The 21654-nt window shown below is 73.3% G+C and carries 23 protein-coding genes and 1 pseudogene; 9 read left to right on the top strand and 15 right to left on the bottom strand.

The annotated features are described in order from the left end of the window. Nucleotides 1–8: 8 nt before the first annotated feature. Nucleotides 9–896, top strand: a complete 888-nt coding sequence (locus tag OG702_RS01170) for a dihydrodipicolinate synthase family protein (RefSeq protein WP_327293048.1) — start codon at nt 9–11, stop codon at nt 894–896. Next, nucleotides 893–2626, top strand: a complete 1734-nt coding sequence (gene araD / locus OG702_RS01165; RefSeq protein WP_327286938.1) for an L-arabinonate dehydratase — start codon at nt 893–895, stop codon at nt 2624–2626. The genes OG702_RS01170 and araD overlap by 4 nt, the downstream gene beginning before the upstream one ends. A gap of 51 nt (nt 2627–2677) precedes the next feature. Here araD and OG702_RS01160 read toward each other — a convergent pair whose 3' ends face one another. From OG702_RS01160 to OG702_RS01145, 4 genes are all read right to left on the bottom strand, one after another. Then, on the bottom strand, nt 2678–3532 hold the full coding sequence (locus OG702_RS01160) for a DUF4232 domain-containing protein (RefSeq protein WP_327286937.1): 855 nt from the start codon (nt 3530–3532) through the stop codon (nt 2678–2680). Further along, entirely contained in the window at nt 3516–4004 is a 489-nt protein-coding gene (locus OG702_RS01155; RefSeq protein WP_442814684.1) for an RNA polymerase sigma factor, read from the bottom strand. Before OG702_RS01155 ends, OG702_RS01160 begins: the two co-directional genes overlap by 17 nt. Nucleotides 4005–4057: 53 nt before the next feature. Next, nucleotides 4058–4522: a class F sortase gene (locus OG702_RS01150; RefSeq protein ID WP_327286936.1), complete on the bottom strand. Its 465-nt coding sequence runs from the start codon at nt 4520–4522 to the stop codon at nt 4058–4060. Between the two features lie 473 nt (nt 4523–4995). Next, nucleotides 4996–5700, bottom strand: coding sequence for a DUF4232 domain-containing protein (locus OG702_RS01145; protein ID WP_327286935.1), 705 nt, complete (start codon nt 5698–5700; stop codon nt 4996–4998). A 218-nt stretch (nt 5701–5918) separates the two neighbouring features. Here OG702_RS01145 and OG702_RS01140 point away from each other — a divergent pair, with 218 nt between their 5' ends. Continuing rightward, entirely contained in the window at nt 5919–7181 is a 1263-nt protein-coding gene (locus OG702_RS01140; protein ID WP_327286934.1) for a VWA domain-containing protein, read from the top strand. Beyond that, nucleotides 7181–8026, top strand: a complete 846-nt coding sequence (locus OG702_RS01135) for a hypothetical protein (protein ID WP_327286933.1) — start codon at nt 7181–7183, stop codon at nt 8024–8026. The genes OG702_RS01140 and OG702_RS01135 overlap by 1 nt, the downstream gene beginning before the upstream one ends. 111 nt (nt 8027–8137) lie before the next feature. Here the strand turns inward: OG702_RS01135 and OG702_RS01130 are convergent, their stop codons facing one another. Beyond that, entirely contained in the window at nt 8138–8305 is a 168-nt protein-coding gene (locus OG702_RS01130; RefSeq protein ID WP_327286932.1) for a hypothetical protein, read from the bottom strand. A gap of 27 nt (nt 8306–8332) precedes the next feature. Next, nucleotides 8333–8515, bottom strand: a complete 183-nt coding sequence (locus tag OG702_RS01125) for a hypothetical protein (RefSeq protein ID WP_327286931.1) — start codon at nt 8513–8515, stop codon at nt 8333–8335. A 271-nt stretch (nt 8516–8786) separates the two neighbouring features. On the opposite strand from OG702_RS01125, the gene OG702_RS01120 reads away from it, so the two are divergent. Then, on the top strand, nt 8787–8963 hold the full coding sequence (locus OG702_RS01120) for a hypothetical protein (protein ID WP_327286930.1): 177 nt from the start codon (nt 8787–8789) through the stop codon (nt 8961–8963). A gap of 48 nt (nt 8964–9011) precedes the next feature. After that, nucleotides 9012–10199, top strand: coding sequence for a baeRF3 domain-containing protein (locus OG702_RS01115; RefSeq protein WP_327286929.1), 1188 nt, complete (start codon nt 9012–9014; stop codon nt 10197–10199). A gap of 35 nt (nt 10200–10234) precedes the next feature. On the opposite strand, the gene OG702_RS01110 is transcribed toward OG702_RS01115, so the two are convergent. After that, entirely contained in the window at nt 10235–11176 is a 942-nt protein-coding gene (locus OG702_RS01110) for a carbohydrate kinase family protein (RefSeq protein WP_327286928.1), read from the bottom strand. 138 nt (nt 11177–11314) lie between these two features. Between OG702_RS01110 and OG702_RS01105 the strand changes: the two genes are divergently transcribed. Further along, nucleotides 11315–11803 carry a peptidylprolyl isomerase gene (locus OG702_RS01105; protein ID WP_327286927.1) on the top strand — a complete coding sequence of 163 codons (489 nt, stop codon included), beginning with the start codon at nt 11315–11317 and terminating at the stop codon, nt 11801–11803. Nucleotides 11804–11915: 112 nt separating this feature from the next. On the opposite strand, the gene OG702_RS01100 is transcribed toward OG702_RS01105, so the two are convergent. Beyond that, nucleotides 11916–13739, bottom strand: coding sequence for an alkyl/aryl-sulfatase (locus OG702_RS01100; protein ID WP_327286926.1), 1824 nt, complete (start codon nt 13737–13739; stop codon nt 11916–11918). A gap of 260 nt (nt 13740–13999) precedes the next feature. Between OG702_RS01100 and OG702_RS01095 the strand changes: the two genes are divergently transcribed. Beyond that, nucleotides 14000–14284, top strand: a complete 285-nt coding sequence (locus OG702_RS01095; protein WP_327286925.1) for a dsRBD fold-containing protein — start codon at nt 14000–14002, stop codon at nt 14282–14284. A gap of 26 nt (nt 14285–14310) precedes the next feature. Here the strand turns inward: OG702_RS01095 and OG702_RS01090 are convergent, their stop codons facing one another. Further along, nucleotides 14311–14967, bottom strand: a complete 657-nt coding sequence (locus OG702_RS01090; RefSeq protein ID WP_327286924.1) for a PhzF family phenazine biosynthesis protein — start codon at nt 14965–14967, stop codon at nt 14311–14313. Nucleotides 14968–15041: 74 nt separating this feature from the next. Continuing rightward, the gene (locus OG702_RS01085; protein WP_327286923.1) at nt 15042–15626 is read right to left on the bottom strand and encodes a TetR/AcrR family transcriptional regulator; all 585 of its coding nucleotides are present in this window, start codon (nt 15624–15626) and stop codon (nt 15042–15044) included. A 76-nt stretch (nt 15627–15702) separates the two neighbouring features. On the opposite strand from OG702_RS01085, the gene OG702_RS01080 reads away from it, so the two are divergent. Next, a complete protein-coding gene (locus tag OG702_RS01080; protein WP_327286922.1) occupies nt 15703–16971 on the top strand; it encodes an MFS transporter in 1269 nt (422 codons plus the stop codon). Between the two features lie 135 nt (nt 16972–17106). On the opposite strand, the gene OG702_RS01075 is transcribed toward OG702_RS01080, so the two are convergent. The 5 genes and pseudogenes from OG702_RS01075 to OG702_RS01055 all read right to left on the bottom strand — a co-directional run. Then, complete coding sequence (locus OG702_RS01075; RefSeq protein ID WP_327286921.1) at nt 17107–18102, bottom strand: ABC transporter substrate-binding protein; 996 nt, start codon at nt 18100–18102, stop codon at nt 17107–17109. Nucleotides 18103–18319: 217 nt separating this feature from the next. Further along, nucleotides 18320–18988 (bottom strand): ABC transporter permease, encoded by a 669-nt coding sequence (locus tag OG702_RS01070; protein WP_327286920.1) that lies wholly within the window; start codon nt 18986–18988, stop codon nt 18320–18322. Next, complete coding sequence (locus OG702_RS01065) at nt 18985–19710, bottom strand: ABC transporter permease (protein WP_327286919.1); 726 nt, start codon at nt 19708–19710, stop codon at nt 18985–18987. Before OG702_RS01065 ends, OG702_RS01070 begins: the two co-directional genes overlap by 4 nt. Further along, on the bottom strand, nt 19707–20873 hold the full coding sequence (locus OG702_RS01060) for an ABC transporter ATP-binding protein (RefSeq protein ID WP_327286918.1): 1167 nt from the start codon (nt 20871–20873) through the stop codon (nt 19707–19709). The genes OG702_RS01065 and OG702_RS01060 overlap by 4 nt, the downstream gene beginning before the upstream one ends. 412 nt (nt 20874–21285) lie before the next feature. Beyond that, nucleotides 21286–21474, bottom strand: a pseudogene (locus tag OG702_RS01055) (MFS transporter); the annotation flags it as partial. Nucleotides 21475–21654 lie beyond the last annotated feature (180 nt).

Genomic DNA, 21654 nt, shown 5'->3' with positions numbered 1-21654 from the left:
CCGCGCTCATGGCGGCACTCGCCGGCGTGGTGGCCGTCCCTGTGGTCCCCTTCGGCGCCGGCGGCGGCATCGACAGGCCGGTTTACCGGCTGCTGCTGCGCCGGCTGCTGGACGCCGGCATCGGCACCGTCACGCCCAACGGCAACACCGGGGAGTTCTACGCCCTCACCCCGCAGGAGCGGCAGGCGGTCCTGCGCGACACGCTGGCCGAGACCGCCCACCACCCCGCCACCGTGATCGCCGGGGTCGGCCACGACCTGCCGACGGCGATCGGCGCGGCCGAGCACGCCCGCGCGTGCGGGGCGCAGCTGGTGATGGTGCACCAGCCCGTGCACCCGTACGTCTCGCCGGACGGCTGGGCCGCCTACCACCGCGCCGTCGCCGGCGCCGTACCGGAGCTCGGCGTGGTGCCCTACGTCCGCGACCCGCTGCTCGACGGCAGCACGATGGCGGAGCTCGGCGAGCGGTGCCCCAACGTGCTCGGCGTGAAGTACGCGGTGCCGGACGCCGCGCGCTTCGCCGCCTTCGCCCGGGACGCCGGGCTCGACCGCTTCGTATGGCTCGCCGGCCTCGCCGAGCTGTACGCGCCCGCCTACTTCGCCGTCGGTGCGACCGGCTTCACCTCGGGCCTGGCCAATGTCGCCCCCCGGGTGCCGCTGGACATGCTGGCCGCGCTGCGGGCCGGGGACTACCCGGGCGCGATGAAGGTCTGGGAGCTTGTCCGCGCGTTCGAGGACCTGCGCGCCGCCGGCCGGTCCGCCGACAACGTGAGCGTGGTCAAGGAGGCGCTGGCCGCCCTCGGGCTGTGCCGCCGCGAGGTGCGGCCGCCCAGCAGCGTGCTCCCCGACGACCGGCGCGCCGAGGTCGCCGCCGCGGTCCAGGGCTGGGGCCTGTGACCGGCGGCGGTGCGGCCGACCCGCCGGTGCTGCGCAGCAGCCGCTGGTACGAGGGGGAGGGCCTGCGGGCGTTCAGCCACCGGGCCAGGACCCGGCAGCTCGGCTACCTGCCCGAGGAGCACCTGGGCAAGCCGGTGATCGCGGTGCTGAACACCTGGTCGGACATCAACCCCTGCCACAGTCACCTGCGCGACCGCGCCCAGGCCGTCAAGCGCGGGGTGTGGCAGGCCGGCGGCTTCCCGCTGGAGTTCCCGGTCGCCACGCTCTCCGAGACGTTCCAGAAGCCCACCCCGATGCTCTACCGCAACCTGCTGGCGATGGAGACCGAGGAGCTGCTGCGCTCCTACCCGGTGGACGGCGCGGTGCTGCTCGGCGGCTGCGACAAGACCACCCCCGCCCTGCTGATGGGGGCCGCCAGCGCCGACCTGCCGGCCCTCTTCGTGCCGGCGGGCCCGATGCTGCCGGGCCACTGGCGCGACCGGGTGGTGGGCTCGGGGACCGACATGTGGAAGTTCTGGGACGACCGGCGCGCCGGCCTGATCGGCGACTGCGAGCTGTCCGAGCTGGAGAACGGCCTGGCCCGGTCGGCCGGCCACTGCATGACCATGGGCACCGCCTCCACCCTGACCGCCGCCGCCGAGGCGCTGGGCATGACGCTGCCCGGCGCGTCCTCCATCCCTGCGGTCGACTCCGGCCACGAGCGGATGGCGGCGGCGGCCGGCGTACGCGTCGTGGACCTGGTGCGGCGCGAGCTGAGACCCTCGGCGATCCTCACCCGCGAGGCCTACGAGGACGCCGTCACCACCGTGCTGGCGCTCGGCGGCTCCACCAACGCCGTCATCCACCTGACAGCCATGGCCGGCCGCTCCGGCGTCCGGCTCACCCTGGACGACTTCGACCGGCTGGCCCGTACGGTCCCGGTGCTCGCCAACGTGCGCCCCGGCGGGCGGTATCTGATGGAGGACTTCCACTTCGCCGGCGGCCTGCCGGGGCTGCTGTCCCAGATCACCGGGCTGCTGCACCTGGAGCGGCCCACCGTGGCCCACGCGACGCTGCGCGAGCAACTGGCCGGCGCGGCCGTGCACGACGACGACGTCATCCGCAGCGCCGCCGACCCGCTGGCCGGCGAAGGCGGGATCGCCGTCCTGCGCGGCAACCTCTGCCCGGACGGCGCCGTCATCAAGCACATCGCCGCGCAGCCGCGGCTGCTCACCCACACCGGCCCCGCCGTCGTCTTCGACGACTACCGGACCCTGCAGGCCACCGTCAACGATCCCGGCCTCGGCATCACCGCGGACAGCGTGCTGGTGCTGCGCAACTCCGGCCCGCTCGGCGGCCCGGGCATGCCCGAGTACGGCATGCTGCCGATCCCCGACCACCTGCTCGAACAGGGCGTCCGTGACATGGTCAGGATCTCCGACGCCCGCATGAGCGGCACCAGTTACGGCGCCTGCGTCCTGCACATCGCCCCGGAGTCCTACGTCGGCGGCCCGCTCGCACTGGTCCGCACCGGCGACCCCATCACCCTCGACGTGCCGGCCCGCACCTTGACCCTCGGCGTCCCCGAGGCCGAACTCGACCGCCGCCGGGCCGAGTTGCAGCCGCCCCCGGCGCGCTACACGCGGGGCTACGGCGCGCTCTACCAGGAGCAGATCACCCAGGCCGACACCGGCTGCGACTTCCGCTTCCTGGCCGCACCCGGCCAGGTCCCCGACCCGTACCCGGGCTGAACCGGCACCGACACCGCCGGCACCCTGCGGCCGGGCGGCCCTGACCGGGTGTCATGACGGGGGATTGCCGGTGCTGCCCGCGACGAACGGGGTGACCGTGAAGAGGTCGTCGCAGTTGGTGACGCTTCCGGTGAAGTCCAGCGACGCGGTGTTGCCCGGCGGGTAGATCCGCAGCCTCGCCGACGCCGGCAGGCAGGTGCCCTGCTGGTTGACGGTGTGGATGGTGTCGCTCGCCGACCCGCCGGGCCGCAGCACCACCGGGGTGTAGTCCATCGGCTGCCGGTCGGCGGGCGCCCCGATCTGCCGGCCCTTCGCGTCCAGCATCGAAAGGCCCGGGTAGCCGGTGAGATGGCAGGACGTGGAGCCGTGGTTGACCAGCACCAGGTAGCGGAAGAGGCTGCCCGCGCCGGCGTCACCGCCGCCGAGGGTCGCAGTCAGCTGCGAGGTCGCGCACATCGGGGTGGTGGCCGGATGCCCGGTGGAGCCGCCGCGGGTCGGGGTGCCGGTGGTCGGGGTGCCGGCTTCGGTCGGCGTGCTGCTCGGGGTGCCGGTGGTCCGCCGCGCGGCCGGCGTGCTGGGGGCCGACGACGGCGGTGTCCGCCGGGGCGTCGGGACCGAAGAGGCCGCGGTGGTCGAGGAGTCGCCGGCCGGCGGGCCCACCACCTCGTCGGTGCCGCGCGAGTGCAGCGTGCCGACCAGGTAGACGGATCCGGTCAGCACCACGGCCGCGGCAAGCCCGCCGCCGGCCGCCCGCGCCCGGCGGCGGCGTGCCGCCCGCCGGCGGATCTGCGCGAAGGCGCTTGGCGGCGCGTCCAGATAACCGGGCGGCTGCCGCAGCAGCGGCTCCACCGGGTCGGCGCCGTCGCCGTCCGGGCCGCCCCCCTGGGGGTCAGGAAATCCGGTCATGGTGTCCCTTGAGTCGGGCGCGGAGCAGTTCGCGTGCCGCGTGCAGGTCGGCCTTCACGGTTCCCTCGTTCCGGCCAAGCAGCGCGGCCACCTCACGGACCGGCAGGTCGGCGTAGTAGTACAGCAGGACGGGGTTGCGCAGCCGCTCGGGCAGCGACTGCACCAGCAGGCGTACGGAAGGGTCGGCCGGCTCCGCCTGCGAGCGTACGGACTGCTCGGTGGTGACCCGGCGCAGCGCCCGCCGCTCGCGCTCCATTCTGCGCCAGTGGTCGCGGACCAGGTTGGCGGCGGTGACGTAGAGGAAGCCGTTGGGCTCCTCGACCCGCGTCCAGCGTGCCCACAGTCGGGTGAAGGCCTCCGCGGCGATCTCGTGCGCCGTCCCGTCGTCGTCCACCAGCCGGCGGCACCAGCCCGCGAGCCGCGGATAGACGGCCTCGAACAGCTCGGAGGCAGCGCGCTCTTCTCGCCGGATGACCGCTCTCCTCACTCCTGTCGCCGAGGTGCCGGCCGCCGCGGGCCAGTGGTTCACGAGCCGCCGACCAGCGAGGCGTAGACGATCACGTTGTCCGGATAGCCGCCGCCGTCCGAGATCTTCGTGCCGCCGCACGTGATGAGACGCAGCGCGGGGTGGTCGACGTTCCCGTACACCTCCTCGGTGGGGAAGCGCGACTTGGCGACGGTCTGCACCCGGTCGACGCGGAAGGCCGCCTCGCTGCCGTCCTCGCGAACGACCGTCACCCGGTCGCCCGGCCGCATCCGGTCCAGGTGCCGGAAGACGCCGTCGCCGTACGCCCCGACGGTCACATGCCCCAGCAGCACGGCGGGCCCGTCCTGCCCCGGCGTCGGCGACCCGTCGTACCAGCCGGCGGGCGCGTGCGCCTCGATCGGCGGTACGCGGACGCTGCCGTCGGCCGCCAGGCCGAGAGGGACGACGGGGGTGTCGACGCCGATCCCGGGAATCCGCAGCCGTTCCGGCGACGACTTCGCCATCGCCGTGGGCCTCGTCCCCGTGGACCCCTCGGCTGACGGCGTCGCCGCCGCGCTCGTGGTCCCCGCGGACGTCGCCCGCGCGCCGGGTGTCGCGGCGGGGCCCGCCTGCCCCCCGCCCCTGCACCCGACCAGAAGCACGCCGACCACGACCGCACCCACCCACCTCCCGACGCGCCCACCCCCTCCGCCCCACCTGCGAGCACGTCGCCCCCGTCCGCGCGGTTGCTCGCGCCCCTGTTGGGATCGGCCTGCGCCGCAGGGCGCACCCGCCAGGGGCGCGGGGAACGGCGCGCCCAGCCACGACGGGCGGTCAGCGTGTTCACGGTGGTGCAGGCCCCGCGGGGGCGCGGGGAGCTGCGCGCCCAGCCACGACGGGCCGTCAGCGTCCGCACGGGGGTTCAGCCCCCGGAGGCGCATGCCCCGCCGCGACGGAGTCGCTCGTGTGGGCCGGGGGGAGGTCGGGGCCCGCAAGGTCAGGCCCCGGTGCGGCGGTGGCGCCGCGTGGCGGCGGTGACGCCGAGACCGCCCAGCAGGGCCACCCCCGCGGCCGCGCCGGCGGCCAACGCGGGGGAGTGGCCGGAGGCCGACGCGGCGAGCCCGGTGTCGGGGGCGCCCGAGGGCACCCTCGGGACCTGCCGGCCGGCGGCGGGCGTGGTGGCCGGAGCGACCACGGGGTCACTGCCGCTCCGCCCGGCGGCCATCGGCGTCACCGTGAAGGTGTGGTCGCAGTTCGTCACCGCCCCCGTGATGACCATCGCCGCCGTGTTCCCCGGCGGGTAGATCCGCACCTTGGCCGACGCCGGCAGGCACGACCCGAGGTGGTTGATCGTATGGATCGTGTCGCTCGCCGATCCCCCGGGGCGCAGCACCACCGCCGCGTATCGGCTGGGCTGCCGGTCGGCCGGCGCGCCGATCTGCTTGCCGGCCGAATCCAGCAGCGACACCCCCGGGTAGCCGGTGAGGTGGCACGCCGTGGAGCTGTGGTTGGTGAGGACCAGGTAGCGGTAGAGGTTGCCCGCCCCGGCGTCGCCGCCGCCGAGCGCGCCGGTCAGCTGCGAGGTGGTGCACATCGGGGTGCCGGCAGCCCGGCCGGGGGCCGAGGCGGCGGCGGGGACGGCGCCCGCGAGCGCCACCGCGAGGACCGCCGCCGCACCGGCGGCGAGTGAAGTGCTGCGCATGTCCCGTCCCTCGTTTCTCCGGCGGCCCGCGCGCCCGGGAGCGGGCGCGGATCCGGGTGTGCCGGGAGTCGCGAGCAGAGACGACACAGCCGCCGGCGGGGTTGTAAAGACTTCGCCAAGTCCGGCAGCGCGCACCGCAGTCGGCCGGCACACGCCTCAACCCGCCCCGCTGACCAGCCGACTTCATGAATGGGCCGGACCTTCACTACGATCCTCCGATGATCATGAGAAGACTCGTGGCCACGGGAATGGCCGGTGGCCTGCTGGCCACCCTCGCCTGCGGGCTGCTGCCCGCGAGCGCCGCCGCGGACGAACCCGCGACGCAACCCTCACCGAAGGTCGAACTCGTCCTCGACGTCAGCGGCTCCATGCGGGCCAAGGACATCGACGGGCAGAGCCGGATGTCCGCCGCCAAGCAGGCCTTCGACGACGTCCTCGACTCGACGCCGCCGAACGTCAACCTGGGCATACGCACCCTCGGTGCGGACTACCCGGGCAACGACCGCAAAACCGGGTGCAAGGACACCCGGCAGCTCTACCCGGTCGGTCCGCTGAACCGCACCGAGGCCAAGACCGCGGTGGCGACCCTCGCCCCCACCGGCTGGACCCCGATCGGCCCCGCCCTGCTCGCGGCCGCCGACGACCTCAAGGCGGGCGGCGACGGCACCCGCCGGATGGTGCTGATCACCGACGGCGAGGACACCTGCAACGCCAACCCCTGCGACGTCGCCCGCGACATCGCCGCCCAGGGCATCCACCTGGTCATCGACACGCTCGGCCTGATCCCCAACTCGACCACCCGCAACCAGCTCAGCTGCATCGCCGAGGCCACCGGCGGCACCTACACCACCGTCCAGCACCGGGCGCAGCTCACCACCAAGGTGCAGCAGCTGGTCAACCGCAGCACCGACCCGGTCGCCACCCCGGTGGCCACCCAGGGCGCAGCGGACTGCGCCGGCGCCCCGGCCCTCAAGCCGGGCCTGTACTCCGACCGGGAGACCTTCTCGGAGAACCGCTGGTACCGCGTCGACGTACGCCCCGGGCAGGAGCTGCGGGCCGCGGTGAGCATCAGTGACGACCGGGCCGTCAACGCGGGCTACGGCGTCCTGCTGCGCGGCGTCACCGTGCACGGCCGGGAGATCGTCCGCGACGACGAGGGCGGCACCGGGCGTACCGACGTCATCTCGGCCGGCATCCGCTACCCCAAGCCGAAGGCCGACTCCGACACCCCCGCGGAGACCGTGTGCCTCCAGGTCGGCAACTCCTTCTCCGCGCCGGCCTCCGTCAAGACCACCCCCGGCCTGCCGGTCGAGCTGTCCATCGACCTGGTGCACAGCCCCGACCAGCCGTCCGACGTGGCCTTCTACGGCCTCGGGCGCGGCTGGTGGCTGCTGGGACTGCTGGCCGTCACCGGCGCCGTGGCCGGTCTGCTGACCGGCTGGGCCGCCCGCTGGCGGATGAACTCCGGGAGGGCTTCCTGATGCGCACCGCACGACGCCTGGCCGCCGCGGGGCTGCTCGCGGCCACCGCGCTCACCGCACTGACCGGCCAGGCCACGGCCGACGACACCCCGACCGCCACGCCCACCGCGACCAGCACCGCGGGCACCGACGGGCCGCCCACCGAGGCGGGCACCAACTTCCTGACCGCCACGGTGATCAAGCAGGGCCAGCAGGCCACTGCCAGCGCCTCGGCAGGCGACTACCTGTACTGGGTGGTGCCCGCGGACACCGGGCAGAACGTCACGGTGAAGGCCACCGTCACCTTCGGCTCGGGCAGCGGGGCCGCCGCCAAGCACGGCGCCTCGACCTGGCAGCTGGACGTCTACGACGGCCTGCGCCGCCGCCAGCCGTGCCGCTACGGCGCCCAGACGCGTACGGCCGCGGCCGACGCGGCGACCGTGGAACTGGCGTGCACCCTGCGGCCGGTGCGCGCGTATGCCGACACCTGGTCCAACGACCCGCTGCGCGGCGCTTATTACCTGCGGCTCACCGCGCTGAGCGTGCCGGAGGCCGACCTCGGCCAGCCGGTGCGCGCGGCGGTCACGGCCACCTCGCACGGCACCGCGGGCCGCGACGCGGTCGACGGCTCCGTCGCCCCGGTGGTCTCTGCCAACGCCCCGGACGTCGCCCCCGCCGACGGCTGGGCGGGCACCTGGTGGTCCCCCCGCTGGCTGTGGACCGGTGGCGGCGGGCTGCTCGCCGTGCTGGTCGCCCTGGGTGCCCACCGGCTGGCCCGCGGCCCGATCCGGGCCACCTCCCGCCAGCGTCCCCACCAGCCCGACCAGCCGCACTACCCACGCGATCCCGCGGGCTACGGCAGCTGACCGCCCGTCGGCCGGGCGCGGCACCCGCCGCGCCCGGCCGACGGCCTTCCGCGCACGCCTCGCGGCCCGCACGGCGCGGCACCCGCCGCGCCGTGCGGGCCGCGAGGCGTTCTACTCCTCGCGGACGAAGTCGGCTTCCCAGCACTCCTTGTCCAGCGCCCGCTGCGCGGCGAAGTACAGGTCGTGCACGAACTCGCGGGCCTGCGCGGGCGTCAGCGCGGGTGCCTCGCGCACCAGCCGCTCGCTCCACGCGGCGATGTTGTGATCGTTGTTCACCATCGGTGCACCTCCAGCCGGGGGCCGCTACTACGTGTCGGAGTCCGTGCCGGTCCGTGAGGACCCCGGTTCCGGGGGCAGGCCCAGCTCCTCCCGGTCCTCCTCGGTACGGTCCTCCAGCTCCTGGTCCTCGGGGCGCTCCGGCATGCCGCGCGAGTGTCCCGAGTCGGGGTTGCCCTCGACGGTCTTGTTGGACTTGTGGTGGTGTGCCATGGCTACGTCTCCTCGTCGTGGGAGTCTGCCCCGCGCGGTCCTCGTCGCCGAATGTCAGTTCGCGCGCCGACTCGCTCAGCAGCCGTCCGAGGGGGACACATACCGGAAAGGGGCGCCACCCTCCACTGAAACGCCTCGGCCCCCGGGTCGCAAGCGGGGCCGCGCTCACCCGGACGGCCCAGTCGCCTCCTTCGCGGGTACGGCGTAGCGTTGATGCTACGAATGGGCAGCCCCGCTCCGGGCTTTCCGTACGCGAGGGGAGCTGAAAGGCATGAGTAAGAACTCCCCGGCCAAGGGCCACCACGGCCTGGCCGCGCGAGGACAGGGAAAACTGCTGTATTACCACACCCAGATTCCCTATACGGATCAGCGGCGCAAGGACCCCCTCCTCCCCAAGCGCCACCAGCCGCACGACCACCGCCGGCAGAGCGGCCACTGGGTCCCGTGACCGCCCGCGTCGTCACACGCACATCGCCGCAACCACAGTGAGGGTGGCATGGCTGATACGTACGATCTGACGCCCGAGGTCCTGGCCGAACTGCGTGCACCGCGGCCGTATCCCGCGATCACGCTGGCCATGCCGACCGATCCCGACCAGCCGTTCGGCGAAGGGGACCGCATCCTGCTCCGCGACCTGGCCACCCAGGCCAAACGGCAGCTGGCCGAGGACTCCGACGTCCCGCGGCAGGCGAAGCTCGAACTGCGGGACCGCCTGCTGGATCCCGACGCGATCGAGGGGGCGGGATTCCCCTTTCACCCCGCCGACGCGCTGGTGGTCCATATCGCGGCCGGAGAGCCGATCCGGGTCTGGCAGCTGACCTCGCCGGCCGTCGAGCCGCGAGTGGAATTCGCCACGGAATTCCTGACCCGTTACGCGGTCGCCGCCGAGCAGCGTTCCCGGCCGTATCTGGTGCTCGTACTGGACCAGGAGATATCCCGCCTCTACCACGGCTCGGCAGGGGACCTGGCCGAGGTGACGCGCTACGGATTTCCCGACCCACCGCGGATTCCCTCGCCCGAGGACTCGATTCCCGGTCCGATTCCGCATTCGCCCCCTTACGAGGGCCATGACGAGCGGGTCAAGCAGTATCTGCGGACCGTCGACACGCGGCTGAATCTGGCGCTCAAGGAGAACAACGGGATCCCGCTGTTCGTCATCGGCGGCGAGAAGACGCTCGCGCTCTTCATGGGCCTGACCGGCGCCGGGGACCGCCTCGCCGGGACGCTGGCGCTGACCGGTATGGACAAGGACCCCAAGCCCGATCTGGCCAGGCGGCTCGCACCGGTGCTCGCGGACTTCCGAGCCCGGCAGGTCGCCGAGGCCGTCGAGGAGCTGGACGCGGCGCGCCCGCGGCAGAAGTACGCCGGCGGCCCCGCCGACGTGTGGACCGCGACCGCCGACAAGCGGGTGCGGCGGCTGCTGGTGGAGGAGGGCCTGATGGTGGCGGGCCGGATCTCCGGGGACGGCAGGACGCTGGACGTCCTCCCCTACCCGGGAGGGGTGACGGTGACGCTGCCGGACCCGGTCCCGGACGTCGAACCGCCCCCGCACGACGCCGGTGTGGCCACCGACATCGTCGAGCAACTGGTGGAGAACGCGGTGGAGGCCGACTCCCAGGTGCTGTTCGTGCCCGACGGCACGCTCCTCGCACCCGGCGGCGTCGCCGCCGTCCTGCGGTACTGACGCCGGCGTCCCAGCGCTGCCCGCCCCGGCAGGGCCTACCCGACCGGGCCGGGCACCGCGAGCGCGGCCGCCAGCTCCGCGGTGTCCGGGGGGTTCGCCCCGGCCCTGGCCACGGTCAGTGCCGCGGCCGTGCCCGCCCGGTGCAGTATCCGGGCGAGCGCGGGACCGTCGAGGGCCGCCGGGAGAGCGGACCGGGCCGCGGCTCCGGTCAGCCCTCGCGTGGCCATCGTGTCGAGCGCGGCGGACATGAAGGCGTCGCCCGCCCCCACCGTGTCGGCCACCTCGACCCGCACCGGCGCTCCCGTCACCCGCCCCGCGCGGGTGACGGCGAGGGCCCCGTCCGCGCCGAGCGTCACGAAGACGGCGGCCGGGCCGAGTCCGAGCCAGCGGCGCGCCACCTCGCCGGGCGGCTCGCCCGGGTACAGCCAGGCCAGGTCCTCGTCGCTGGCCTTGACCAGATCGCTCAGCGCCACGCACCGCTCCACCTGGACCAGCGTCCCGGCCCGCGCGCCCAGCAGCGCCGGCCGCATGTTCGGGTCGTAGCTGACCGTCGCCGTCGCCCGCAGCCGCGCCGCCAGGTCGAGCACCGCCGCCGCGCCCGGCGCCCGCACCGCGGCGATCGAGCCGAGGTGCACGTGCCGTGGCCCCGCGGGCACGTCCACCGGCCGCAGCGTCCAGCCGATGTCGAAGTCGTACGAGGCCGCGCCGCGCCCGTCGAGCGTCACCACCGCGGTCGGGGTGGCCACGCCCTGCTGCCCGTCGCTCAGCAACTCCACCCCGGCGCCGGCCAGATGCCCGCCGATCAGCCGCCCGGCCTCGTCCTGCCCGAGCTGGGTGAGCAGCGCCGTCCTGCGGCCCAGCCGGGCCAGCCCGTAAGCGACGTTGGCGGGGCTGCCACCGGGGTGCGGCACGTCGGGGTTGCCGGGGGTGCGGACGATGTCGGCGACGGATTCGCCGATCACCAGGAAGTCGGTCATGCCCTCATCCTGCCCAGCCGCCGCGCCCGTCCCACGCCCGCGGTGTCGCGGCCCGCGCGGGGCGCGCAGCGGCCTGACACGGCCGGGAAGCCGCCCCGACGCGCAGGCCACGCACCCCGGGATGCAAGGATGGGGTCCATGGACAATGTGTACTTCGACATCTCCGTCGACGATGCCCCGGCCGGACGTATCGTCTTCCGGCTGTTCGACGACGTGGTGCCCGAGACGGCCAGGAACTTCCGTGAGCTGGCCACCGGTGAGCACGGCTTCGGCTACGCGGGCTCCGGCTTCCACCGGATCATCCCGGAGTTCATGCTCCAGGGCGGCGACTTCACCTCCGGTGACGGGCGCGGCGGCAAGAGCATCTACGGTGCCAAGTTCAAGGACGAGAACTTCCAGCTCAAGCACGACCGGCCGTTCCTGCTGTCGATGGCGAACGCCGGGCCGAACTCCAACGGTTCGCAGTTCTTCATCACCACCGTCGTCACCAACTGGCTCGACGGCAAGCATGTCGTCTTCGGCGAGGTCGTCGAGGGCGAGGAGCTCGTCAAGCTGATCGAGGGCAAGGGCTCCCGCAGTGGCAAGCCGTCCTCGAAGGTCGTCATCACCTCCTCCGGCACCGTCTGACAAGCAGCGCGGACCCGCCGTCCGGCGTTCCGCACCACGTGAAGGGTCCTCGCGGGCGACCGCCCGCGAGGACCCTTCACGCATCCCGCCGTGCCGCCGCCGGCGCCCGCCGTCAGGGGGTGACGATCGGGAAGTCCGGGTCGGGGCTGTCGAGGAGGGCCAGCAGGCGGGCCAGCACCGCCGGGTCGCCGTCGGTGGCGACACCGTCCAGGCCCTGCCCGGCGAGTGCGGCGAGCAGCTGCGGCTTGGTCAGGCTCATCACCAGGTCGGCGGGGTGGGGCCGGGGGCGGAAGGCCTCGACGGTGTGGTGGGTCAGGGCGCCGTTGGACAGGTTCAGCCGCCAGGTGGTCCGCTCGTCGGTGAGCTCCCAGTCGATCGTCAGGTCGGCGTCCCAGGCGCGCGGGCCGTCGACCCGGACGGCGAGGGAGTCGATCAGCTGGCCCACGGTCAGCGCCATCGCCATCTCCGGGTTGCCCATGTCCACCGAGACCCTTGCCAGGGTGCCGCGCAGCTCCATCGCCCCGGTGAGGTAGAAGTTGCGCCAGGTGCCGTTCTCCGCGCCGTGTGCGAGCCGCTCGTAGACGGACGCGAGGGCCTCCCGCGCGGCCATGTCGTCGGGGTGGGCGAAGACCGCGTGGTTCAGGAGGGTGGCCGCGAAGCGCAGGTCGTCGACGGCGGCGTATTCCAGGCCGCGGGCGGTGATGGCCCGGATGCCGCCGTAGTCGGCGGTGTAGCGCCTGGCCGTCTCGACCGGCGGGTGCTCCCACAGGTGGGCGGGATTCCCGTCGAACCATCCCATGTAACGCTGGTAGACCGCCTTGACGTTGTGGGACACCGAGCCGTAGTAGCCGCGGGCGGACCAGGTGCGTTCCAGCGCCGGGGGCAGCACCATCTCCTCGGCGATCTCCGGCCCGGTCAGGCCGCGGTTGAGCAGCCGCAGCGTCTGGTCGTGCAGGTAGGCGTACAGGTCCCGCTGGTCGCTCAGGAAGCAGGCGATCTCCCGCTCCCCCCAGGTCGGCCAGTGGTGCGAGGCGAAGGCGACGTCGGCCTGGCCGGCGAAGAACTGCAACGTCTCGTTGAGGTAGTGCGCCCAGACGCGCGGGTCGCGGACGACCGCGCCGCGCAGCGTCAGGATGTTGTGCAGGGTGTGGGTGGCGTTCTCCGCCACGCACAGCGCCCGATGGCCGGGGAAGAGGATGTTCATCTCGGCGGGGGCCTCGGTGCCGGGGGTCAGCTGGAAGATGATCCTGACCCCGTCGATCGTCTCCTCCTGCCCGGTGTGGTTGACGTCGATGGTCGGCGGCACGAGGCTGATGGTGCCGGTGGAGGTGGTGGTGCCAAGACCGACCCCGATCTGCCCCGCGGGACCCTTGGGCAGCTCGGTGCCGTACATGTAGACCGCGCGCCGCGACATCGCGCCGCCCGCGTAGACGTTCTCCGCCACCGCGTGTTCGAGGAAGTCGGCGGGGGCCAGCACCGGGATCCCGCCACCGTCGCCGTGCGGGACGATCGCGCGGGAGCCGCCGAAGTGGTCGCCGTGCGAGTGCGTGTAGATCAGGCCGGTCACCGGGCGCGGCCCGCGGTGCTCCTGGTACAGCGCCAGGGCGGCCGCCGCGGTCTCCACCGAGATCAGCGGGTCGATGACGATGACACCCTGGTCGCCCTCGACCAGCGTCATGTTGGACAGGTCGAGACCCCGCACCTGGTAGATCCCCGTCGTGACCTCGTACAGACCCGTGCGCGCGCACAGCCTGCCCTGCCGCCACAGGCTCGGATGGGCGGTGGGCGGACAGTCGGCGTCGAGGAAGCCGTACGCCTGCGCGTCCCACACGACGGTGCCGTCGGCGTCGGTCACCAGGGGCGCGGCCGGCGCGGCGACGAATCCGCGGTCGGCGTTCTCGAAGTCCTGCGTGTCGTCGAAGGCGAGTTCCGTCATGCCGGAAGGGTATGACGGTGCGGGGAGTTTGCCCCGCTTTGCTCCGCCGGTGTCTCGGGGCTTCGCGCGTGCGGGCGCCGACCCGGGCGGATGTCGTGCCGACGCGGGTGAGGGTCGGAATGCACCGGTTTGTGACCGCCGGGGCCGGGCAGGCGCCCAGGTGCAAGGAGGCCGAGGTGTGCCGGGGGTGAGCATGCGCGGCAGCGTGTGCCGCGGTCAGGCACCCGGCCCGACGCGCGTGAGGGAACGGACGGCTCGTGATGAAGCAGCACACCGCGGCGCAGCCGCGCACCAAGACCTGGACGCTGCATCTGGAGATCGCCGAGGAGAGCCAGGACGACACCACGGTGAAGGCCGCCCTGGACACCGGTGACCGCACCCTGCGCACTCGCACCACCGCGCAGCGCAATCCCGAGGACCCGCCCGCGCCCGCCATCGGCGACGAGTACGCCGCCGGCCGCGCCCTGCTCGAACTGGGCCGGCAGCTCCTCCACGAGGCCACCACGGACGCGGCGGCCAACGCCCGGTCGCAGCACGCCCGCTGACCGTCGCCGCCGGGGAGTCGCCCCGGTCAGGCGGACTCCTGGCCGTCCAGGCGAACCCGGCCGCCGACCTCGATCAGGCCGTCGGGGTGGGGTGCGGTCATGATCTGCGAGCCGGCGCCCTGGGCGATGTTCAGCGCGCGGCCGAGAAGCTCGGTGAGCAGCAGTGCCGCCGCCCCGGTGGCCTCGTCCTCGTCGATCCCGTCGTCCCTGCCGGGGAAGGCCCTGGCCCTGATCCGTCCTGCCGCCTTGTCCTGCCACGCCCAGGCGTAGATCCACTCGCCCGGCGGCGGCACCTCAAGCGCCTCCACCTCCTCGGCGGATTCGTACTGCCGCAGGGTGCGCGGCGGCGCCCAGGCCGGCATCGCCTCGATCCAGGTGAACTCGCCGTCCAGCCGCACTCCCACCACTCCCGCGGACGTGACCAGCTCCGGCAGGTCGAGCAGCCAGCCGGTGCCCACGCAGGGATGCCCGGCGAAGGGCAGCCGCAGGGCGGGCGTCCAGATGTCGATGGCCCCGCGCTCGGGGTCGTCGACGAAGACGGTCTCGCTGAACCCCAGCTTCCCGGCCAGCACTTGGCGCTCGCCGGGGTCGGGCACGGCGGACCCGTCGCGCACGACGGCGAGTTCGTTGCCGTGCCGTCCGTCGGCTCCGCAGAAGACACGCAGGACGTCGTAGTCGGTCACCGGGGCAGTCAACCACGTCCGCGCGGGACCGGGCCGCCTCCGAGGCATCCCGCCCCGCCTGCGGGCGGGACGCGCTAGGTGCCGGATGCGGCCCGGTCCGGGACCAGGCAGTCCGCGAGCAGCGTGGCCACCAGGCCGCGCGCCCACTCGCCCGACGCCGGGCGGGCGCTGAAGATCGCCCGGTAGTACAGCGGGCCGAGCAGCAGGTCGACCGCCCGCTCCACCTCGGGTACCCGGCCGCCCCGCGCGCGTTCCCGCTCGATGATCGCGCGCAGCTGGTCGTGGCGGTCGACGGTGCAGGCGCAGCCGCCCTCAGGCCCCGAGCCGATGGTGGCGCGCATCAGGGCGAGGACGTCGGGGTCGGCGAGGTCGGTGGCGACGTCGCCCATCCAGCGTTCGAGGTCGCCGGCCAGCGAGCCGGAGTCGGGCACCACCACGTCGCCGCTGAAGCGGCTGGTGGCGACGTCGGCCAGCAGTTGCGCCACCGATCCCCAGCGGCGGTAGACCGTGGTCGGGTGCACTCCGGCGCGCGCGGCGACGGCGGGGATGGTGAGCGTCTCGGCGGACCCGGCGCCGACCAGCTCCTCGACGGCCCGGTGCACCGCGGCGCGTACTCGCGCGGAGCGGCCGCCGGGTCGGGTCTGGACTGCTTCGGTCATGCAGAAATTATCGCACTCATCGTTGCGTTAGCATAGCCAGTCGTTAACGCAATGATCACTGCAAACGGAGATCCGTATGACCGTCGCGCCGATGCACCACGACAAGACCTCCGCCGCCGCGTCGCCGTCGCGCAGCGCGTCCGGCCGGCGGGGGCTGAGCCGTCCGGCCGCCTTCGCCGCCATCGCGGCGATCTTCGTCCTCTTCATGGCCGCGTCGAGCGCGCCGTCCCCCCTCTACGTCGTCTACCAGCATCAATGGGGCTTCTCCGCCTCCACGCTGACCACGGTCTTCGCGGTGTACGTCGTCGGCATGATCGGCGCGCTGCTGGTGCTCGGGGCGCTGTCCGACCACATAGGCCGCCGCCCGGTCCTCGTCTCGGCGATCGCCCTGGAGGCGGTGGCGATGGTGCTGTTCATCGCCGCCGGGGACGTCCCGCTCCTGCTGGTGGCCCGCTTCGTCCAGGGGATCGCCACCGGCGCGGCCATGACGACCCTCGGCGCGACGCTGGTGGACCTCAACCCGCCGCACGCACCGCACCGCGCGGGCGTCATCACCGGCGCGGCGCCCACCTTCGGCCTGGGCCTCGGCGCACTCGGCTGCGGCTTCCTGGTGCAGTACGGCCCGCACCCGACCCGGCTGGTCTACGTGCTCCTGCTCGCGGGACTGGTGCTCGCCGGCCTGCTCATCGCCGTGCTCCCTGAGACCTCCGCGCGGCGCCCCGGCGCCGCACGCTCGCTGCAGCCGCGGCTCGGCGTCGCTCCGAGGCTGCGCGCCGACCTGGCCGCACTGGTGCCGATCCTCGTGGCGAGCTGGGCGTTGGGCGGGCTCTACCTCGCGCTCGGCCCCTCGGTGGCCGTCGGTCTGTTCGGCCTGTCCAGCCACGTCATCGGCGGCCTGGTCGTCACGCTGCTCTGCGTGCCGGCCTCGATCACGGCGTTCGCGCTGCGCGGCTGGCCGACCGAGCGCACGCTGGCCCTCGGCGCCACCCTGCTGGTGACCGGTACGGCGGTGGGCCTGACCGGGGTCCAGACGCACTCGGTCACCGCGGCCGCCCTCGGCACCGCCATCGCCGGAGTCGGCTTCGGCGCGGCGGGCCTGGCCAGCTTCGGGACGCTGGCCCGTATCGCCGAACCGGCGGAGCGGGGAGAACTGTTCGCGGTCGCCTTCGTGATCTCCTACCTGGCGTTCAGCATCCCGGCCGTCGTGGCCGGCTTCGCCACCACCGATGTGGGCCTGCACAGGACCGCGGTCGTGTACAGCGGCGCGGTCATCGCCTTCGGCGCCCTCGCCCTCGTCGCCCAGCGGCTGCGCATGTCCCGGGCGGCCCGCCGGCAGCCCGCCTGAGCCGGCGCGCGGCCACCGCGCCGCCGGACGGGCTGGCGCGCTGCCCGGACACCGGGACCGGCCGCGCCACCACGTGACGGTGCCGGGCCGGTCCTCGCGGACCGGCCCGGCACGTCAGGTGGTGAAGGCGACGGCTCAGCCGAGGCCGATGGACTTCAGCCAGGCCTGGGCGACGCCCAGCGGGTCCTTCTTCTGGTTCTGCACCTGGTCGTCCAGGTCGAGCAGCGCCTTGGTGTCGAGCTTCGCCGACACCGCGTTCAGCGCGGCCACGCCCTCGCTGGACAGACCGGTCTTGGACACCATCGGCTGGACGTTCGCGAAGCCGAACAGCTTCTTCGGGTCCTGCAGGACCACGAACTTCTCCCGCGCCACCGACGCGTCGGTGCTGAAGACGTCAGCGGCCTGGACGTTGTTGTTCTTCAGTGCCGCGATGGTCAGCGGACCGCCCGCGTCCAGCGTCTTGAACGACTTGGGGACCAGGCCGTACTGGGACTTCAGGCCGACAAGGCCCTGCTGCCGGGTCTGGAACTCCGGCGAACCGCCGACGACGATGTCCTTGCCGACCTTCGCCAGGTCGGCGATCGTGGACTGGGACGTCAGGTGGTACTTCGCGGCGGTCGCCGCGTTGACCGTGACGGAGTCCTTGTCCTCGGCCGGGGCCGGGTCGAGCATGGTCAGCTTCGGGTCCAGCTTCGCGGTGATCGCGGCGGTGGCGGCCTCCGCCGTGGTGGGGGCGGCCGCGGACTTGTCCAGGAACGCCAGCAACGAGCCGTTGTACTCAGGCAGCACCGTCACCGTGCCGTTCTTGACCAGCCCGTAGGTGATCTCCCGGGTGCCGATGTTCGGCTTGTAGCTGACCTTGATGCCCTTGGCCTTGAGCGCTTCGCCGTAGACGTCCATCAGGACGATGCTCTCGGCGAAGTTGTTGGAGCCGACCACCACGGTGCCGGAGTCCGCCGGCGGCGCTGCCAGCGGGTCCTTGGGCTTGCCGCCGCCGGAGGACGACGAGGAGGAGTCGGAGGAGGACGAACAGCCCGCGAGCAGCGCCGCGGCCGTGGCGACGGCGATCACGATCGCCGCCGCGCTGAGGTGTCGAGGGCCGTTTGTGGTGCTCTTCGCGTGTGAAGTCACGATTCCCGCTTCCGGGGCTGAGGGTTCGGATGGCGTTCAGCTGTCATCGGAACGTCGGTTCCGTACTTCAACTGATCCAATCCAGTGGGATCAAACCGAGTCAAGGCCACCATGGTCACCGATGGATATCGATGGGCGCCGGGCGCGAAACGCGCTGTTCGTGTTACGCGCGGAGGCCGGATCCCGCCGGTGCGGCGGAATCCGGCGTCCACCAAGGTCAACGGCCGCCCCGGACACCGGGGGAGACGGCCAGCCGGCCGACCAGCCAGAAGAGCGCGATCATGGCAAGCGCCAGACCCGCGATCAGCGTCGCGCCGCCCACCACGATCTCGTAGTCGCGCTGGTAGAGCCCGTCGACCACGAACCGCCCGAGGCCGCCCAGCGAGACGGTCGCGGCGATGGCGGTCGTGGAGACCACCTGGATCGCCGCGGACCGCAGCCCGCTGAGGATCAGCGGCAGCGCGACCGGCAGTTCCACCTGGAAGAGCACGGCGACCGGCCCCATGCCCATCCCGCGGGCCGCGTCCGCCGGGGCCGGGTCGACGGTGCGCATCGCCTCGTAGCCGGTCACCAGGATCGGCGGGACGGCCAGCGCGACCAGCGGGATCATCACCGGGGTGAGCCCGATGCCCAGCCAGAAGAACATCAGCACCAGCAGCCCGTAGCTGGGCAGGGCGCGGGCCGCGGTGGCGACCAGCGCCACCGCGTTGCCACCGCGTCCGGTGTGGCCGGTGACCAGCCCCACCGGCAGGGCGATGGCCGCCGCGATGCCGAGCGCCATGAACGAATACTGCAGATGTTCGAGCACCCGGTGCGGGATGCCGCTGTAGCCGTGCCAGTGCGCGCTGTCCCGGAAGAAGTCGCTGATGAACTGCAGGATGCTCATGAGACGGCGTCCTCCAGGGTGGGCCGGGCGGCGGGTTCGACCGCCGCGGCACGGGACGCCCTGCGGGCCGCCCGCTCACCGCGCGGCATCCACGGGGTCAGCGCCATCCGCAGCAGCACCAGCGCGACGTCCAGCAGGACGGCCAGCGCGGCGGTGGTGACCACCGAGTTCACCGCGAGGTTCGTGCGGTGGTAGAGGATGGCGTCCTGCAGCAGATTGCCCAGCGCGCCCTGGTTGCCGATCAGCGCGCCGACGCTGACCAGGCTGATGCTGGAGGCGACGGCGACCCGTAGCCCGGCGATGATCGCCGGCACCGCGATGGGCAGCTGGACCTTCAGATAGCGCTGCACGGGTCCGAACCCCATGGCGGTGGCTGCCGACATGGTCTCCTGCGGCACCGATCTGACGCCGTCGACGATGGCAGGCAGCAGCAGCACCAGGCTGTAGACGGTCAGCGGGATCATCACCGTGGTCCTGGTCGCCCCGGTGTAGTCGATGAGGAAGACGAAGAAGGCCAGGGACGGGATGGCGTACAGCACCGTGGTGACCCACAGCACCGGCGCGTACAGCCAGGAGAAGCGTGCGCACAGCTGGCCCAGCGGCAAGGCCACCGCGAGCCCGATGGCCACCGGTATCAGGGCCTCCTCCAGGTGCACGCCGACCAGGCCGAGGTAGGAGTTCTGCAGGTCGCTCGGAAGGTCGAAGAAGCCGGCGCCGCTCATGTGGCCGCCCCGGTCCTGGCGGCGGGCACCGGGTCAGCGCCGCCGGCCTCCTGGCTCCCGGCGTGCGCGCTGCGGATGGCGGCGCCGATCGTCTCCTGCGAGACCACCCCGGCCACCTTCCCGTCGCCGTCCACCGCGACCGCCCACCCGGTGGGGGAGAGCACCGCGCAGTCCAGCGCGTCGCGCAGCGACTCGCTCCCGGCGACGAACGGCCGCCCGTACGGCAGCAGCCGGCCCGCCGCGACCAGATCGGCGCCGCCCGCCGCGTCCTGCGGCCGCACCCAGCCCAGCGGCTTGCGGTCGGCGTCGGTGATCAGCAGATACGGCGCCCCGGCCGCCGCGGCGCGCGCGACCTGCCCGGCGTCGGCGTCCACCGGGACGACCGGTCCCTGGTCCAGCCGCAGGCCCTCCGAGGTGAAGAACGACAGCCGCCGGATGCCGCGGTCGGTGCCGAGGAAGTCCTCGACGAAGGCGTCGGCGGGGGAGCTGAGCAGTTCCTCGGGCGGTGCGAACTGGGCCAGCCGGCCGCCGGTGCGCATCACCGCGATCATGTCGCCGATCTTGATGGCCTCGTCGATGTCATGCGTGACGAAGACGATGGTCTTGCCCAGCTCCTGCTGGATGCGCAGCAGCTCGGCCTGCAGGCTCTTGCGGACGATCGGGTCGACCGCCGAGAACGGCTCGTCCATCAGCAGCACCGGCGGATCGGCGGCGAGCGCCCTGGCCACTCCCACCCGCTGCTGCTGGCCGCCGGACAGCTGGTACGGGTAGCGCTTGGCCAGCGCCTCGTCGAGACCGACCCGCCCCATCAGCTCCCTGGCCCGTTCCCTGGCCTTGCGCCGGTCCCAGCCGAGCATGCGCGGCACGGTCGCGATGTTGTCCACGATGGTGCGGTGCTGGAAGAGGCCGGCGTTCTGGATGACGTAGCCCATCGAGCGGCGCAGCGCGTTGACCGGCTGCGCCGTGACGTCGGAGCCGTCCAGCAGGATGCGGCCGGACGTCGGCTCGACCATCCGGTTGATCATGCGCAAAGTGGTGGTCTTCCCACATCCCGACGGTCCGACCAGTACGGTGATCGAACCGTCCGGGATGTCCAGCGACAGCTCGTCGACCGCCGTCGTGCCGTCGGGGTAGCGCTTCGTGACTGACTCTATCTGTATCAAAGTGCCGAATACCCCTCGGGATCGGGCATGGACGGCCTGTCTCCGGTCACCATCGAACAGGCCGGTGCCAGGAGAGTTTAGACCGGACCTCCGACAGACCGTGATGGCATCACTCCGGTGGGGGTACGGGCTGCTTCGCGCCGGTGTCGGGCTAGCCCTCGGCCACGGTGAGTTCGGCTTGCCGCCCCCGCTGCAGACCGACGAAGGCGACCACCGCGGCGACGGCCGTGATCCCGGCCATGCAGAAGAGCACCGTACGGGTCGCCTCGGCGAAGTGCGCCCGGACGAGGCCGGGGATCGGGCCGCCGCCGCTCTGCGCCATGGAGTTCGCCTGCGCCAGACTCCTCGCCCGGTCGGCCGCCTCCGGCGCAGGTACGCCGCGGGCGATCAGCGACGTCCGCAGATGGCTGCGGACCCTGCGGTGCCCCACGGTGTCCGCCAGCCGGCCGCCGTGGGCGAAGAACGCCGCGGGCGAGAGCAGGTAGGCGTTGACGGCCCACGGCACACCGGTGTTGGACAGCCCCAGCTCGTGCTGGATGTCAGGGACCGCGATCGACACGACAGTCTGGGCGATGAAGGTCATCGCGACCGCGAAGATCATTGCCGCGAGTACCAGATTCCGCGACCCCCGAGGACGGCCTCGCGGTGGCGGTCATGGCTCTCCCCGGGGGGTGGCGGCCGCCCCCGCCGCCAGGCGTGGGCACGATTGCCACCACGTTCGGCCAGCAGCGGGCGCCACGCCACTCGACGGGCGGGCGGGTCACCCGGATGCCGCGCCCGG

Source organism: Streptomyces sp. NBC_01198 (genome assembly GCF_036010485.1).
Classification (GTDB): domain Bacteria; phylum Actinomycetota; class Actinomycetes; order Streptomycetales; family Streptomycetaceae; genus Actinacidiphila.
This window is presented reverse-complemented; position numbering and strand designations above follow the sequence as displayed.

Excerpts from the sequence above, each read along its gene's own strand:
- OG702_RS01170 (WP_327293048.1), top strand. The coding sequence starts at position 9 with ATGGCGGCACTCGCCGGCGTGGTGGCCGTCCCTGTGGTCCCCTTCGGC.
- OG702_RS01160 (WP_327286937.1), bottom strand. The coding sequence starts at position 3,532 with ATGACCGGATTTCCTGACCCCCAGGGGGGCGGCCCGGACGGCGACGGC.
- OG702_RS01150 (WP_327286936.1), bottom strand. The coding sequence starts at position 4,522 with ATGGCGAAGTCGTCGCCGGAACGGCTGCGGATTCCCGGGATCGGCGTC.
- OG702_RS01145 (WP_327286935.1), bottom strand. The coding sequence starts at position 5,700 with ATGCGCAGCACTTCACTCGCCGCCGGTGCGGCGGCGGTCCTCGCGGTG.
- OG702_RS01140 (WP_327286934.1), top strand. The coding sequence starts at position 5,919 with ATGATCATGAGAAGACTCGTGGCCACGGGAATGGCCGGTGGCCTGCTG.
- OG702_RS01135 (WP_327286933.1), top strand. The coding sequence starts at position 7,181 with ATGCGCACCGCACGACGCCTGGCCGCCGCGGGGCTGCTCGCGGCCACC.
- OG702_RS01130 (WP_327286932.1), bottom strand. The coding sequence starts at position 8,305 with ATGGTGAACAACGATCACAACATCGCCGCGTGGAGCGAGCGGCTGGTG.
- OG702_RS01125 (WP_327286931.1), bottom strand. The coding sequence starts at position 8,515 with ATGGCACACCACCACAAGTCCAACAAGACCGTCGAGGGCAACCCCGAC.
- OG702_RS01120 (WP_327286930.1), top strand. The coding sequence starts at position 8,787 with ATGAGTAAGAACTCCCCGGCCAAGGGCCACCACGGCCTGGCCGCGCGA.
- OG702_RS01115 (WP_327286929.1), top strand. The coding sequence starts at position 9,012 with ATGGCTGATACGTACGATCTGACGCCCGAGGTCCTGGCCGAACTGCGT.
- OG702_RS01110 (WP_327286928.1), bottom strand. The coding sequence starts at position 11,176 with ATGACCGACTTCCTGGTGATCGGCGAATCCGTCGCCGACATCGTCCGC.
- OG702_RS01105 (WP_327286927.1), top strand. The coding sequence starts at position 11,315 with ATGGACAATGTGTACTTCGACATCTCCGTCGACGATGCCCCGGCCGGA.
- OG702_RS01100 (WP_327286926.1), bottom strand. The coding sequence starts at position 13,739 with ATGACGGAACTCGCCTTCGACGACACGCAGGACTTCGAGAACGCCGAC.
- OG702_RS01095 (WP_327286925.1), top strand. The coding sequence starts at position 14,000 with ATGAAGCAGCACACCGCGGCGCAGCCGCGCACCAAGACCTGGACGCTG.
- OG702_RS01085 (WP_327286923.1), bottom strand. The coding sequence starts at position 15,626 with ATGACCGAAGCAGTCCAGACCCGACCCGGCGGCCGCTCCGCGCGAGTA.
- OG702_RS01080 (WP_327286922.1), top strand. The coding sequence starts at position 15,703 with ATGACCGTCGCGCCGATGCACCACGACAAGACCTCCGCCGCCGCGTCG.
- OG702_RS01070 (WP_327286920.1), bottom strand. The coding sequence starts at position 18,988 with ATGAGCATCCTGCAGTTCATCAGCGACTTCTTCCGGGACAGCGCGCAC.
- OG702_RS01065 (WP_327286919.1), bottom strand. The coding sequence starts at position 19,710 with ATGAGCGGCGCCGGCTTCTTCGACCTTCCGAGCGACCTGCAGAACTCC.